We start from the raw sequence: 13,854 nt of genomic DNA, 5'->3' as shown, positions 1-13,854 counted from the left end.
CATGCCCTATTCGGTGTTAACGGCGCCGTCGAAAAAGCCGCTCAAGCGACAGCTTGTCGCGGTGGTGATGGCCGCATCGACGATCGGCATCGCGCTGAGCTCGGTGCTGATCTACTTTGTCATGCGCTACTTCCTGTTCGACCGCGCAGACGACCAGCTGCGCGAAGGCATGGCGACGTGGGCGCAGCAAACCCCCGCCTGGCAGTTCAACATCCTGAGCCTGCCCAGCGAGTTCAACCAGGCCACCCTGTACCCCGGCTACGACCAGCTGGTGCCGCGCAGGGGATCTGTGAACCCGCCGGACTACTCGAAGGTGGAGCGCCTGGACCAACCAACCACCATCCCGTCCGTCGACGACAAAGGCCAAGGCGTGAAGTGGCGGGCGATGGCGCACCAGCAGTCCGACGGCACGGTGCAGTACGTGGCCAAGTCGCTGGAAACCGAGGCGAAGATGCTGCGCGCGCTCGCCTGGGTGGAAGCTGGCGTGGGTGTGCTGGCGCTGTTCGGCATCGGCGTGGCCGCCAACTATATGGTGGCCCGTGCGCTTGCGCCGCTGAAGATCGTGGAGAACACCGCTTTGGCAATCGCCAACGGTGAGACGGACAGCCGCGTGCCCGCGTGGCCGCGCGAAACCGAAGTGGGCAGTCTGTCTTACGCGATGAACACGATGGTGTCCAAGCTGCAGGACTCCCTGGACAACGCCCGCACCCAGGAGGAACAGATGCGCCGCTTCGTCGGGGACGCCTCGCACGAGCTGCGCACGCCGCTGACCAGCGTGCGCGGCTACACAGAGCTGTACCGCAAAGGCATGGCGAACGACCCGGACATGGTCCTGGGCAAAATTGACGAAGAATCCGCCCGCATGCAGCTGCTGGTGGAGGACCTGCTGGCGCTCACCCGCGCCGAAGGTGCACGCCTAGAGAAGAAGCCGATGGACGTGCTGGAGTGGGTGCTGTCCGCGAAGAGCACTGTCGACGCCGCGTTCCCAGACCGCTCCGTTGAAGTTATCAAGGACACCCCGGATATCACCCAGGTCAACGGCGACCCGGACCGGCTGCACCAGGTACTGGTGAACCTGATCACCAACGCCTACAAACACGCGGGCCCGGACGCGGAGGTCACCGTGACCATCCGCAAAAATCTCGACCGAGTGGTCATCGACGTCGCCGACAACGGCTGCGGCATGGAAGCCAAGGACGCGGAGCACATCTTTGAGCGCTTCTACCGCGCCGACTCCTCCCGCAACCGCGCCACCGGCGGTTCCGGGCTGGGCTTGGCCATCACCAAATCCCTCATCGAGGCGCACGGCGGCACCGTGAAAGTGACCACCGCGCCGGGCGAGGGATCGACGTTTACTATTTCGCTTCCTGCGCTTTAAGAGCTTCTCGGATGGTTTCCGCGGCGGCGTCCATCTTCGCTGCGTCGGTTTCGTCGTGGCGCATCGCGCTAGACAGCGTGTAGCCCGACATGTCGTTGGCGGGGAAGACGTGGATGTGAGCATGCGGAACCTCGAATCCGGCGATGAGGTAGCCGGCGCGCTCCGCGTCGAACTTGTCCACGATGACCGCGCCAATGTTTTGGGCGACCTCGTTCATGTGCGACCACAGCTCGGCCGGGATGTCGGTCCACTTGTCGATCTCCTCGACCGGCACGACCAGCGTGTGGCCGTACGCGACCGGCTCGATGGTGAGGAAGGCCGCGACAGTGTCGTCCTGGTACACGATGCGGCCCGGGATGTCGCCTGCGATGATCTTGCTGAATACGGTGCTCATGCTTACAGACGCTACCGGTAAATTGGGCCCCATGCGCATCCTTGTCATCGGTTCGGGCGGCCGCGAACACGCCCTACTCAACGCAATGCAAGGCCACGATCTCACGGTCGCACCGGGTAACGCGGGCATGTCCCGCTTAGCGACGGTACGTCCCGTCGACGTCGCATCGCCCCAAGCCATCGTTGAATTGGCCCGCGAGACCAACGCAGAGCTTGTGGTGATCGGCCCGGAGGTGCCCCTGGTAGCGGGTGCGGCGGACGCGCTCATTGAAGCGGGCGTGCCGGTGTTCGGCCCGACGAAGGCCGCGGCGCAGCTCGAGGGGTCCAAGGCGTTTGCCAAAGACGTGATGGCCGCGGCGGGGGTGCTCACCGCGTCGGCGGCCCGCGTTGAGAAGCCGGAAGACGTTGAGGCCGCGCTGGACGAGTACGGCCCGCGCTACGTGGTCAAAGACGACGGCCTGGCAGGCGGCAAAGGCGTGGTGGTCACCGAGGACCGCGCCGAGGCGAAAGCGCACGCGGAAGCGGTGCTGGCGGCCGGCAACCCGGTGCTGTTCGAATCCTTCTTGGAAGGCCCCGAGGTCTCGCTATTCTGCCTGGTGGACGGCGAGACGGTGGTGCCTCTGCTGCCCGCGCAGGACCACAAGCGCGCCTACGACAACGACGAGGGCCCCAACACCGGTGGCATGGGTGCGTACGCGCCGCTGCCGTGGCTGCCGGAGGATGGGGTGCAGACCATCGTGGATGCGATTGCGCGCCCGGTAGCGGAAGAAATGGTGCGCCGCGGGACCCCGTACCAGGGGCTTTTGTACATCGGCGCTGCTTGGGGGCCGCAGGGCCCGGCAGTGGTGGAGTTCAACGCCCGCTTCGGCGACCCGGAAACTCAGGCGGTGCTGTCGCTTCTGGAGACCTCGCTGGCGGACGTGCTGCTCGCCGTCGCGGAAGGCCGCCTGGACCAGGTTGAGCCGTTGCAGTGGCGCGACGGGTTCGCCGCCATGGTTGTGCTGGCTGCCGAGGGCTACCCGCAGGCCGCCAAGACCGGTGGTGTTGTGACCGGCGAGGCGTTGGACGATCCGACAAAGGTCCTGCACGCCGGCACTGCGTTGGAGGACGGCGAGTACGTTGCGTCTGGCGGCCGTGTGCTCGGCGTCGTCGGGCAGGGTGCGACGCTCGAGGACGCCGTGGCGGAGGCGTACGAGGTCATGGCTGGGATTGAACTTCCCGGGGCGTTTTACCGCAAGGACATCGCCCGTCCCGCGATCGAGGGTGCCATCTCCCTATGATGAATGCCGTGAAGCCGAATAACGCGAATGTTTTGAGTAACCGTTACGCCTCCCCGGAGATGGCCACCCTGTGGGCCCCGGAGCACAAAATCATCCTGGAGCGCCAGCTCTGGATCGCGGTGCTAAAAGCGCAGCAAGAGCTCGGTGTTTCTGTGGAGCCGGGCGCGATCGACGACTACGAGAAGGTCATCGACCAGGTTGACCTGGAATCCATCGCTGAGCGCGAGAAAGTTACGCGCCACGACGTGAAGGCGCGCATCGAGGAGTTCAACGCGCTGGCGGGCCACGAGGAAATCCACAAGGGCATGACCTCGCGCGACCTCACCGAGAACGTGGAGCAGCTGCAGGTGCGTCGCGCCCTCGAGCTCACCCGCGACAAGGCGATCGCGCTGCTGAAGGCCGTGGGCAACCGCGCCGGCGAGTACAAGTCCCTGGTCATGGCGGGCCGTTCCCACAACGTGGCGGCGCAGGCCACCACCCTGGGCAAGCGCTTCGCCTCCGCTGCCGACGAGATCCTGGTTGCGGTCGAGCGCATTGATGAGCTGTTGGAGCGGTATCCGCTGCGCGGCATCAAAGGTCCGATGGGCACCGCGCAAGACATGCTGGACCTCATGGGCGGCGACGAGAAGAAGCTGTCCCAGCTCGAGCAGGGCATCGCCGAAGGCCTCGGCTTTGACCGCGTGTTTGATTCGGTGGGGCAGGTTTACCCGCGCTCCCTCGACTTCGACGTCGTGTCCTCGCTGGTGCAGCTGGGCGCGGGCCCGTCCTCGCTGGCGACCACTATTAGGCTCATGGCCGGCAACGAGACCGTCACCGAGGGCTTCAAGGAAGGCCAGGTTGGCTCTTCTGCAATGCCGCACAAGATGAACGCGCGTTCCTGCGAGCGCGTCGGCGGCTTCCAGGTCATCTTGCGCGGCTACCTCACGATGGTGGCGGATTTGTCCGGCCAGCAGTGGAACGAGGGCGACGTGTTCTGCTCCGTGGTGCGCCGCGTGGCGCTGCCGGACGCGTTCTTCGCCATCGACGGCCAGCTGGAGACCATGCTCACCGTGCTCGACGAGTTCGGCGCCTTCCCGGCCATGATCAACCGCGAACTGGACCGCTACCTGCCTTTCCTGGCCACCACCCGCATCCTCATGGCGTCCGTGCGCGCCGGCGTGGGCCGCGAGACGGCGCACGAGGTGATCAAGGAAAACGCGGTGGCCATGGCGCTGGACATGCGCGAGCGCGGCGCGGAGCAGAACCTGGTGGAGCGTTTGGCCACCGACGAGCGCCTGCCGCTGGATCAGGCCCAGTTGGAGGAGGCGCTTTCGGATCGCCACGCTTTCATCGGCGCGGCCGAGTCCCAGGTGGACCGGGTGCTCGCGAGGGTGCAACAGCTTGTCGACGCGCATCCGCAGGCCGCCGCTTACACCCCGGGCGACATCCTGTAGCTACTTCCAAGTGAGGGTGGCGTCGCGGGATTTGAGCTCGACGCCGCGGCCGATGATGCCCGGGTCGGCGCTGCCCGCCCAGGAGGCCACGAAGCCGGTGTAGGTGTGGTTTTCTTCCAGCTCGCCGGTGTAGCCGGTGATGTCCCAGTCGCCGCAGTAATTCGGGTCGGCCACGTTGGCGGCGAGGTCGCCGTCGATAGGCAAAAGCTCCGGCAAAGCAACCGTGACATCCATGGGAAACTCGCCGATGCCAACCGGCGTGAAGCTGACGGGGAAGCACACGATGGAGCGGGCGTGCTCGGCGCTGCGGGGCGCGCGGGTGGTGGTGGGCTCATCCACCGTGACTTCCCACTGCACCGGCACGTGGTAGCGCACGTCCTCGGTGACGATCTTGGCGGTCTGCCCAAAACGGAACGTGGCGCCGTCGCGCGAAGGATAAAACTCCGGCATCTGCCCGCTGAACTCCGAAGGTGCGGTGCACGCTGCGAGAAGAAGTGGGAGGAGGACAACGGTAGCGCGGTTTTTCACGGCGCATATACTAGCGCGCATGCGTCCAGAGCTTTCAGATTACTCACACATCTCCGGCGGCAAGGTTCGCGAGATCTACGAGGTGGATGAGCAGACCCTGCTCATGGTCGCGACAGACCGCATCTCCGCCTTCGACTTCTCCCTCGAACCGGCGATCCCGGACAAGGGGCGGATCCTCACCGCCACCTCCATGTTCTTCTTCGACCTGCTGTCCGACGTGCCGAACCACCTGGCAGGCCCGATCGACGACGAGCGCATCCCCGAAGACGTCCTCGGCCGCGCGATGGTGGTGAAGAAGCTGGACATGGTGCCGTTCGAGTGCGTCGCCCGCGGCTACCTCACCGGCTCCGGCAAGAAGGAATACGATGCCACCGGCCGCGTCTGCGGCGTGAAGCTGCCCGAGGGGCTGACCGAAGCGTCCAAGCTGGACGAGCCGATCTTCACCCCCGCAACCAAGGCTGAGCAGGGCAACCACGACATCAACGTCACCTTCGAGCACATGGCGGGCAAGCTCGGCGCGGACCTTGCGGAGCGTCTGCGGGACGCCACGCTCGAGGTGTACCGTCGCGCTGCCGACTACGCGGAGACCAAGGGCATCATCCTCGCCGACACCAAGCTCGAGTTCGGCCTGGACGAAAACGGCGAGCTCGTGCTTGCCGACGAGGTGCTCACGCCGGATTCTTCCCGCTACTGGCCCGCCGACAGCTACGAGGAAGGCCGCAGCCAGCCCAGCTTTGACAAGCAGTACGTGCGCAACTGGCTCACCGGACCGAAGTCCGGGTGGGACCAGGAGGAAGGCACCACGCCGCCGGAGCTGCCGGGCTCCGTCGTGGAGGCCACCCGCGACCGCTACATCGAGGCGTACGAGCGCCTTTCTGGCCGCCGCTTCTCCGAGTGGCCGGGGGAGCATGCATGATCCCACCCGTAGCTGACAAGCGCCCGATTGTCCGGAAGTTTCACGGCCGCGAGTTCGTGGACAACTACGAGTGGCTGCGCGATAAGGACAACCCCGAGGTCATTGGGTATCTCGAGGCGGAAAACGCCTACACGTCGGAGCGGACTTCCGCCTGGTCCGGGCTGGTGGACGAGGTCTACGGCGAGATCAAGTCCCGCGTCAAAGAGACCGACATGTCCGTGCCGCAGCGCCAGGGCGACTGGTGGTACTACGGCCGCACGATCGAGGGCAAGGACTACGGCATCTCGTGCCGCGTCCCGACCGCCGATGACCCGTGGACCCCGCCTGAGGTCACCGAGGACATGCCGGGGGAGCAGGTGCTTCTGGACGTCAACGAGCTCGCCGCCGGGTACGAGTTCTTCGCGCTCGGGGCATCGTCCGTGTCCACCTCCGGGCGCCTGCTGGCGTACTCCTTCGATACCGAGGGCGACGAGCGCTTCACCCTGCGGATTAAGAATTTGGAGACCGGCGAGCTGCTCGACGACGAGCTCGAGGGGATCTTCTACGGTGCGACCTGGGCGGGCGAGGACTACCTGTTCTACGTCCGCTGCGACGACGCCTGGCGCCCCCACCAGATCTGGCGCCATAAGCTGGGCACGCCCGCTGCCGAAGACGTGCTGGTGTACGAAGAAACCGACGAGAAGTTTGGCGTCGGCGTGGGCGCGGACCGTGCCGAGCGTTTCCTCATGATCATCGCGTCGTCGTCGCTGACCTCCGAGTACCGCGTGCTTGACATGGCGGATCCCACCGGCGAGTTCGAGGTGCTGTGGGAGCGCGAGGCCGGCATCGAGTACCACCCGGACTTCTGCGTCGTCGACGGCGAAGAGCAGTGGGTGGTCACGCACAACGCCCACGGTGCAAACTTCTGCGTGGCGACGACACCCGTCGGTGCTGTGCCGCCCCTGCGGGAGCTGCCGGTGCTGGTCGAGCATTCCGAGACCGTGCGCGTCGAGGCGATCGACACCTACCGCGACTTCATGTTCATGGCCTACCGGCGCGGCGGGATCCCGCGGCTGGCCGTGGCGTCGCTCGACGGCGGCTTCGGGGAGTTCAAGGAGCTGGAGTTCTCCGAGGAGCTCTACACCGTCGGCCTCGGCGGGAACCCAGAGTGGGACGCCCCGGTGGTGCGCATCGGGTACTCCTCCTACACCCAGCCCTCGCAGGTGCTGGACTACACGGTGGCGACGGGCGAGCTGACCCTGCTGAAGGAAAAAGAGGTCGAGGGCGGCTACGACCCGGATGAGTATGAGGCCTTCCGCGAGTGGGCAACCGCCGCGGACGGGCAGCAGGTGCCGATTTCGGTGGTGCGCCGCAAGGGCGTCGAAGGCCCGGCACCTGCGCTGCTGTACGGCTACGGCTCGTACGAAGCGTCCACGGATCCCGGGTTCTCCGTTGCGCGGCTGAGTTTGCTCGACCGCGGCATGGTGTGGGTGTGCGCCCACGTGCGCGGCGGCGGCGAGATGGGCCGCGCGTGGTACGACAACGGCAAGATGCTGCACAAGGCCAACACGTTCACTGACTTCATCGCGTGCGCCGACCGCATCGTGGAGCTGGGCCTGACCACGCCTAAGCAGTTGGTGGCCGAGGGAGGCTCCGCCGGCGGCCTGCTCATGGGCGCGGTGGCGAACATGGCGCCGGAGAAGTTCGCCGGCATTCTCGCGATCGTGCCGTTCGTGGACCCGCTGACCTCTATCTTGAAACCCGAGCTGCCGCTGACGGTGGGGGAGTGGGAGGAGTGGGGCGACCCGTTCCACGACCCCGAGGTGTACGACTACATGGCGACGTACGCCCCGTACGAGAACGTCACCGCCCAGGACTACCCGGACATTCTCGCGGTAACCAGCTTGAACGACACCCGCGTGCTCTACGTCGAGCCCGCGAAGTGGGTGGCCAAGCTGCGCGAGGTGGGCACCGCAGGCGAGATCCTGTTGAAGACGGAGATGTCCGCAGGGCACGGCGGCGTGTCGGGCCGCTACGCCAAGTGGAAGCAGACCGCGTTTGAGTACGCGTGGACGCTGGTGAAGTCCGGGGCGGTTTAACCGTCCGGCTCGAATAGGGCAGGGTCCGGCGGGCGGTTATGGTTGCCGCCGTGCCGGGACCTTGCCTTCTTGGCAAGCCTCTGACCAGGTGAATTTCGGTACTGGTAGGTGGTCGTGTGCCTGGGTGGGTCCCCGTTGGCGGGGTGGTAGTGCACGTCGCCGGTGTCGGGGTCCCGGCCGAAGTGGCCTTTGTTTCCGGCGCCGTCTTTGTTGTCGTTGTTGCACATGTGGTGCTCGCGGCACAACAGCACCAGGTTTTCGATGCTGGTAAGCCCGCCGCTGACGTAGGAATCCAGGTGGTGGGCCTCGAGTTCGACGCCCGGCTTGGTGCAGCCGTTCCAGGCGCACACGCCCTGCATAGCCAGCAGCGCGAGTTTCTGCTCTACGGATGCCAGGCGGGTGCGGCCGAGGGAGCGTGGGACACCGGTGACCGAGTCGAGTTGGAGGATGAAGCTGTCGCCGGCAAGGCCCAAGCGCACGATGTCGAGCGGGGTGAGCGACACCGAGGTGTTGGTGGCGAACTCGGTGAAGGCGTCCGCCTCCAAAAGGTCGTCGAGGGTCAGCGAGATCACCACTGTGCCCACCCCGCCGCGGGATTTGGTGGCGGCGTCGCTGTAGCGGTCGAGCACGTTCATGAGTTGGTCGAAGCGGCGCTGGTGCTTGCGCCGGCTGTCCCGCTTCGCGGCGTCCTCGCCTTCCATGTTGGAACCCATGTGGTCGCCAGCGGCGAGGCAGGCCTCGAGCTGCGCCCGCGATGCGGCGTCGAGGTAGCCATTGAAGTAGGAGCCGCCGTCCGCGTCCGGTTCCCCGAGCCAGATGCCGCGCTTCTTCCAGGCCGCGAGGGGGTCTTTCTGCCCGTCGTAGTCGCGCCCGCGCTTGTTGGCGCGCTTGACTAGGTCGCGGACGAACTTCCGGAGCTCCTCGGCGGTGAGGGATTCGGCTGCCTCCAACGCCTCGGCGAGGATCTCTTCGTAGCCGGGGTTAGCATGCTCGTTGAGGTCTTTGAGCGCGTCGGTGATGATCCGCTTCTTCTCCGCGTTGGCGTTTTCTGCTGCACGTCGCGCCCGCTCCTGCGCCTCGCGCGCTTTCTTTCGGCGCGCTTCCGCCTCCTGCTCTTTGCGCTCGCGGTCTGCTTCGTCCGCGCTCGGCTCCGGCTCGGGTACCTCGGGCTCGCCGTAGAGCTTCTTACCCTGCTCCAAGAGTGCGAATGCTTCTCGACGAGACAAGCCCAGGCTCCGCGTCAGATACTCGACGGCGTGGTTCGCGCCGACGAGTGCGCCTGCGCCGTCCCGGTCGCAGAGGAACGCGAACGCGGCGTCCGCGTTGGACAGCAGCGGCAGGCAGGCGTGGAGGCGCTCCATGGCCACGTGGGTGGAGGCGAGGTGGAGGGAGTCCGGCTCCCTCATCACGTCGGCAAGCGACCGCAGCCCGGCGACGATTTGATTGACCGCCTGGTCGAGCACTGCACTCATTGGAGCACCTCCTTTCATTGCACTTGACTTCGCATAGTAGAACCTCGTCCGACACGCGCCCGCTGAAATAGAACACACATTCGAATCGCGGTGGAAATTTCACCCGGCACGCACCGTCTGCGTGTGCGATAATTTCCCCTATGCCTGGGTGCGTGCTTGTCTCTATTTCCTCCATCTTCGATGCGACGTTGGGGGACGTCGCCAGCATGGTGCGCGACCTGGACCGCGAGGGGGTGCCGGTGTCGTTGCTGGTGGCGCCGCACATCGACAAAAAGTGGCACTTGGCCAAGGATGAGACCACACGTTCCTGGCTTGCCGAGCAGCTCGAAAGCCGTGCGCTCATGCTCAACGGTTTTGACCAGCCGGTGCAGGGGCGCCGAAGCGAGTTTGCCAGCTTGGAGGAGCACGAGGCGCGGCTTCGGCTTAAAGGTGCGACGCGCCAGATGGCCGCGCTGGGGTTTGACTTGGACATGTTCGCGCCGCCGCGCTGGCGCATGTCGGATGGCACGCTGAAGGTGCTCGGCGAGTTTGGGTTTACCGTCGCCGCCTCCACGAAGGGCATCTACCGCCTTGAACGCGGCGAGTTCGCCCAGGCCCGCAACCTGTCTGTGGGCGAGGGCTACGGCGCCGCGAAGTGGTGGCGCCGCAACGTGATCAAGGCTGCTGAGCGCGGCGCGGAGAAGGGCAACACGATCCGTCTGTCGGTCTCCGGGCGCGAGCTGGGGCAGAAGAAGGTGCGCCGCGACTTCCTCGCAGCCGCCGCAGCGGCGGTAGACAAGGGCGCGACACCGGCGGACTACCGGGAGTACCGCTAGCTAGCTCCGCACCCTGCCGACCACCCGGCACACCAGGTAGATCCCGAACGAGATAAAGGCCACGAACACGCTCACCGGCATGCCGGGGGCGAGCGAGAGCACCATCCCGCCGACCGCCGCGACCTCGGCGAATACCACGGACAGCACCACCGCAAGCTTGGGGTTCGCGGTGACCTGAGCGGCTGCCGCACCGGGGGTGATCAGCAGCGACATCACCAGCAGTGCGCCGACGATCTGCACGGACTGTGCCGACGCGACGCCCACCAGCATGGCGAACACCAGCGCCATCGTCCGCACGGGCACCCCGCATGCGGCGGCCATCACGGGGTCCGCGGAGGCGAACAGCAGCGGCCGCCACAGGACCAGCACGGCGCCTGCAACCAGCACGGTAGTGCCCGCCAGCAGCGCCACGTTTTGCGCCGACACGCCAACAATCTGGCCGGTCAAAAGCGCCAGCGCCCGGTTCGAGTTTCCTGGGTACAGGTGGATAAACAGCACAGACAGGGCCATGCCGAAGCTCATGGCCACGCCCACAGCGGAGTCCTGCTGGCCCTTTAACCCCAGCGCCGCCAGCACCAGGGCAGCGACCACCGCGCCAGCCACAGCGCCGAAGCCGACGTTGAGCCCGAACAGCAGCGCCGCCGAGGCGCCCATGAGCGCGAGTTCCGAGGTCGCGTGCACCGAAAACGACATCTGGCGCAGCACGATCAGCGGAGCCATCACCCCGGACAACACTCCCAAAAGCGCGCACGCCACCAGCGTCGTCTGCACGAAATCCTGCCCGAGCAGGTAGGACGTGTCCGCCAAAAACGCACTCACAGGACCACCATCCGTCCGTCAACTTCGACCACGTCCACGCGGGTGCCGTAGAGCTCGCTGAGCACCTCGGAGCGCATCACTTCGGAAACGCTGCCCACCACGTGTCCCTCAGGTCCCAGGTACAGCACCCGGTCCACCACGCCCATCACCGGGTTGATGGAGTGCGTCACGCAGATCACGGCCGCGGGGTGCGCGGCGAGGCGCTGCACTGTGTCGCGTGCGCGGGCGGGGTCGAGGGAGAGCAGGGGCTCGTCGCAAAGCAAAAGCTCCGGCGATTGCGAGAATGCCTGCGCCTGGCGGATCAGCTGCTGCTGGCCGCCGGAGAGTACCCCCACGCGCCGCTCGGAAAAGGATTGCGCCCCCACAGAGGCCAATTGCTTATCGACGTCCTCCGGTCTCGCACCTTTTCCCATCGCCAACGCCACCAGGTCGCGCCCGCGCACCGGAAGGTCCTTCGGAAACATGTGCTGCTGCGGGATAAAACCGATCTGCCCGTGGACCGTGGCCGTGCCGGAAGTGAGCTTGCGCGTGCCCATCAGCGTGCCCAGCAGGGTGGATTTGCCCACGCCGTTTGGGCCGAGCACTGCGATGAATTCGCCGGGCTCGACGGTGAGGGTGAGGTCGCGCCAGAGTGGTTCGACGGCGGCGCTGCGAAGCTCAGCGATCAAATTGGCATTTCCTAGTGGTGGTGGCTGGTCGGCTCGGCGTGGGCAGCGATGTCCGCAATCTGGTCGACGATCTCCTCGAAGTAGTCGAGGAAGCGCTGGCCGGACGGCGGTGTCTCGCGGATTTCAACAACGGGAACATTATGCTCCTTCGCCGCATCCGCCAACCTTTGCGTCGCGCTGTTGGTGCTCTGCGGGTTCACAAACAGCATGTCCAGCTCGCCGTTTTCGATCTGCTCCAGGAAGGCCGCCACCGCAGATGCGGACGGCTCCTGGTGGTTCAGGCTGGCCTTGACGTATTCCTCGGGCGTGATGTCGTGCAGCTCGGTGCCCCACACCAGACCCGCGGCGATCGGCTCAGTCATGCCGATGTGCACGTGCGGCACTGCGTTGAGCTTGTCTTGGATGGCACCGATGCGCTGCTTGACGTCGCTTGCGTCGCCACCGGTGCGCTCCGCGACGTACTCTGCGACCTGCAGCACCTTCTCCGGCGCGAACCAGGCGTGCTCGAGCTCGTCCAGGGAGTCGGGCATGTGCGCGTGGTCGTGGTCGTGGTCGTGGGCCTCGTGCTCGTCGAGAAGCGGGATCGCGTAGATGATGCGGTCCTGCTCGGCGGCGGTGTAAAGCGCCGCGTCGTACGCGCCCCCGTTGGCCACGACGGTGTTTGCGCCCTTGATACGCGCTAGGTCCTTCGCCGACGGCTCGAAGTGGTGGGGGTCCACCGCGTCACCGGTGATGATCGCGTCCACGTCGCTGCCCGTGACCGCCGAGGCCACGTCCGCCCACACACCGGTGGTGGCGATGATGTCGCTGCCGCTCGCGCTATTGCTTTCCGACGAGCATCCGCCCAACGCGCCAACCAGAGCAGTAGCCGCAACCGCGGCCAGGGGAGTCAAATGAAAACGGTTTCGCATAAGTGAAATCTAACCACTATTGGAAACGGTTTTCAAATGCGTTAGCCCCGCGCCGGGCGATTCCCGGGGCGGGGCTGACGCGTGGGGTGAGTTGTGGTCCTACTTAGAGGAGCCGCCCTCGGTGCTGCACACCGTTGCCAGCGTGGCGATCGCCGCGATCGCCAGCGTCGCACCAGCGATGCCGCCGGCGGTCTCGACCGGAACCGGCAGCTGCTCGCCGACCTTGTTGATCTGCTCCTTCAGCGGAGCCAGAGCCGGCACGTCCATGGTGGCTGCCAGGCCCAGCGGGACCAGTGCCAGCAGCGGCAGCGCCATGATGCCCACCGCCGGCAGACAGCGGTCGCTCACGCTGGAGCCTTCGCCGGCCGGGGCGTTGGTGCCGTCTTGGCCATCCTTGCCGTCGCGGCCATCAGCGCCATCTGCGCCCTTCTCGCCGTCCCTGCCCGGCTTGCCGTCCTGGCCGTCGCGACCGTCGATGCCGTCAGCGCCGGTCACGCGGCCCAGGTTCTGGGTCTCGCCGTCGGTGTAGGTGAGGATGAGCTCGCCGTCTTCGTTGACGGCAGCTTCGGCGATGCCACGACCATTGGTGCCCGGAGCGCCGTCCTTGCCGTCTTTACCGTCGGTGCCGTCGCGGCCGTCCTTGCCCGGTGCGCCGGTCTCGCCCTTGTTGCCCTTCGGCCCCTTCTCGCCGTCGGTGCCGTCCTCGCCGTCCTTGCCTGCGGTGCCGGTGTCGCCCTTGTCACCCTTCGGGCCCTGCTCGCCGTCCTTGCCCGGCTTGCCATCGACGCCGTCCTTGCCGTCCTTGCCGTCGCGGCCGTCTTTACCAGGTTTGCCGGTGTCGCCCTTGTCGCCCTTCGGGCCCTGCTCGCCATCGGCACCGTCCTCGCCAGTGACCTTCCCCAGATCTGCGGTCTCACCGTCCGAGTAGGTAACGATCAAGTGGCCCTCGCCGTTGACCTCGAAGGATTTCACACCGAGGCCGTCTTTACCGTCGGTGCCGTCGCGGCCGTCCTTGCCCGGCTTGCCGTCGGCGCCATCCTTGCCGTCAGCGCCGGTGTCGCCCTTGTCGCCCTTGGGGCCGCGCTCGCCGTCCTTGCCCGGCTTGCCGTCGGCGCCATCCTTGCCGTCAGCGCCGGTGTCGCCCTTGTCGCCCTTGGGGCCGC

The 13,854-nt window shown here is 66.3% G+C and carries 13 protein-coding genes; 6 read left to right on the top strand and 7 right to left on the bottom strand.

Features of this window, described 5'->3' with window-relative positions; genetic code table 11:
- Nucleotide 1 precedes the first annotated feature (1 nt).
- Nucleotides 2-1,378 carry a sensor histidine kinase gene (locus tag QP996_RS04295; RefSeq protein ID WP_284871410.1) on the top strand — a complete coding sequence of 459 codons (1,377 nt, stop codon included), beginning with the start codon at nucleotides 2-4 and terminating at the stop codon, nucleotides 1,376-1,378.
- Here QP996_RS04295 and QP996_RS04290 read toward each other — a convergent pair.
- Complete coding sequence (locus QP996_RS04290; RefSeq protein WP_284871409.1) at nucleotides 1,356-1,772, bottom strand: HIT family protein; 417 nt, start codon at nucleotides 1,770-1,772, stop codon at nucleotides 1,356-1,358. The two genes, QP996_RS04295 and QP996_RS04290, sit on opposite strands and share 23 nt — an antisense overlap.
- Before the next feature lie 31 nt (nucleotides 1,773-1,803).
- Between QP996_RS04290 and purD the strand changes: the two genes are divergently transcribed.
- A complete protein-coding gene (purD, locus tag QP996_RS04285) occupies nucleotides 1,804-3,051 on the top strand; it encodes a phosphoribosylamine--glycine ligase (protein WP_284871408.1) in 1,248 nt (415 codons plus the stop codon).
- Nucleotides 3,051-4,484, top strand: coding sequence for an adenylosuccinate lyase (purB, locus tag QP996_RS04280; protein WP_284871542.1), 1,434 nt, complete (start codon nucleotides 3,051-3,053; stop codon nucleotides 4,482-4,484). Before purD ends, purB begins: the two co-directional genes overlap by 1 nt.
- Here the strand turns inward: purB and QP996_RS04275 are convergent, their stop codons facing one another.
- Nucleotides 4,485-5,012 carry a hypothetical protein gene (locus QP996_RS04275; RefSeq protein ID WP_284871407.1) on the bottom strand — a complete coding sequence of 176 codons (528 nt, stop codon included), beginning with the start codon at nucleotides 5,010-5,012 and terminating at the stop codon, nucleotides 4,485-4,487.
- A gap of 19 nt (nucleotides 5,013-5,031) precedes the next feature.
- Here QP996_RS04275 and QP996_RS04270 point away from each other — a divergent pair, with 19 nt between their 5' ends.
- Both QP996_RS04270 and QP996_RS04265 read left to right on the top strand, forming a co-directional pair.
- A complete protein-coding gene (locus QP996_RS04270) occupies nucleotides 5,032-5,928 on the top strand; it encodes a phosphoribosylaminoimidazolesuccinocarboxamide synthase (RefSeq protein WP_284871406.1) in 897 nt (298 codons plus the stop codon).
- On the top strand, nucleotides 5,925-8,006 hold the full coding sequence (locus tag QP996_RS04265; protein ID WP_284871405.1) for a S9 family peptidase: 2,082 nt from the start codon (nucleotides 5,925-5,927) through the stop codon (nucleotides 8,004-8,006). Before QP996_RS04270 ends, QP996_RS04265 begins: the two co-directional genes overlap by 4 nt.
- On the opposite strand, the gene QP996_RS04260 is transcribed toward QP996_RS04265, so the two are convergent.
- On the bottom strand, nucleotides 8,003-9,478 hold the full coding sequence (locus QP996_RS04260) for an HNH endonuclease signature motif containing protein (protein WP_284871404.1): 1,476 nt from the start codon (nucleotides 9,476-9,478) through the stop codon (nucleotides 8,003-8,005). The two genes, QP996_RS04265 and QP996_RS04260, sit on opposite strands and share 4 nt — an antisense overlap.
- 140 nt (nucleotides 9,479-9,618) lie before the next feature.
- Here QP996_RS04260 and QP996_RS04255 point away from each other — a divergent pair, with 140 nt between their 5' ends.
- On the top strand, nucleotides 9,619-10,293 hold the full coding sequence (locus QP996_RS04255) for a DUF2334 domain-containing protein (RefSeq protein WP_284871403.1): 675 nt from the start codon (nucleotides 9,619-9,621) through the stop codon (nucleotides 10,291-10,293).
- Here the strand turns inward: QP996_RS04255 and QP996_RS04250 are convergent, their stop codons facing one another.
- The 4 genes from QP996_RS04250 to QP996_RS04235 form a co-directional block, all read right to left on the bottom strand.
- Nucleotides 10,294-11,112 carry a metal ABC transporter permease gene (locus QP996_RS04250; RefSeq protein ID WP_284871402.1) on the bottom strand — a complete coding sequence of 273 codons (819 nt, stop codon included), beginning with the start codon at nucleotides 11,110-11,112 and terminating at the stop codon, nucleotides 10,294-10,296.
- On the bottom strand, nucleotides 11,109-11,780 hold the full coding sequence (locus QP996_RS04245; protein WP_284871401.1) for a metal ABC transporter ATP-binding protein: 672 nt from the start codon (nucleotides 11,778-11,780) through the stop codon (nucleotides 11,109-11,111). Before QP996_RS04245 ends, QP996_RS04250 begins: the two co-directional genes overlap by 4 nt.
- Nucleotides 11,781-11,791: 11 nt before the next feature.
- Nucleotides 11,792-12,691: a metal ABC transporter solute-binding protein, Zn/Mn family gene (locus QP996_RS04240; RefSeq protein WP_284871400.1), complete on the bottom strand. Its 900-nt coding sequence runs from the start codon at nucleotides 12,689-12,691 to the stop codon at nucleotides 11,792-11,794.
- 99 nt (nucleotides 12,692-12,790) lie between these two features.
- Nucleotides 12,791-13,854 (bottom strand): collagen-like domain-containing protein (locus QP996_RS04235; RefSeq protein ID WP_502870112.1); only part of this gene is annotated, 1,064 nt, incomplete at its 5' end.

This window comes from Corynebacterium sp. MSK008, assembly GCF_030232585.1.
Lineage (GTDB): Bacteria > Actinomycetota > Actinomycetes > Mycobacteriales > Mycobacteriaceae > Corynebacterium.
This window is presented reverse-complemented; position numbering and strand designations above follow the sequence as displayed.

Coding starts and splice junctions, on each gene's coding strand:
- QP996_RS04295 (WP_284871410.1), top strand. CDS start 2: ATGCCCTATTCGGTGTTAACGGCGCCGTCGAAAAAGCCGCTCAAGCGA.
- QP996_RS04290 (WP_284871409.1), bottom strand. CDS start 1,772: ATGAGCACCGTATTCAGCAAGATCATCGCAGGCGACATCCCGGGCCGC.
- purD (WP_284871408.1), top strand. CDS start 1,804: ATGCGCATCCTTGTCATCGGTTCGGGCGGCCGCGAACACGCCCTACTC.
- purB (WP_284871542.1), top strand. CDS start 3,051: ATGAATGCCGTGAAGCCGAATAACGCGAATGTTTTGAGTAACCGTTAC.
- QP996_RS04270 (WP_284871406.1), top strand. CDS start 5,032: ATGCGTCCAGAGCTTTCAGATTACTCACACATCTCCGGCGGCAAGGTT.
- QP996_RS04265 (WP_284871405.1), top strand. CDS start 5,925: ATGATCCCACCCGTAGCTGACAAGCGCCCGATTGTCCGGAAGTTTCAC.
- QP996_RS04260 (WP_284871404.1), bottom strand. CDS start 9,478: ATGAGTGCAGTGCTCGACCAGGCGGTCAATCAAATCGTCGCCGGGCTG.
- QP996_RS04255 (WP_284871403.1), top strand. CDS start 9,619: ATGCCTGGGTGCGTGCTTGTCTCTATTTCCTCCATCTTCGATGCGACG.
- QP996_RS04240 (WP_284871400.1), bottom strand. CDS start 12,691: ATGCGAAACCGTTTTCATTTGACTCCCCTGGCCGCGGTTGCGGCTACT.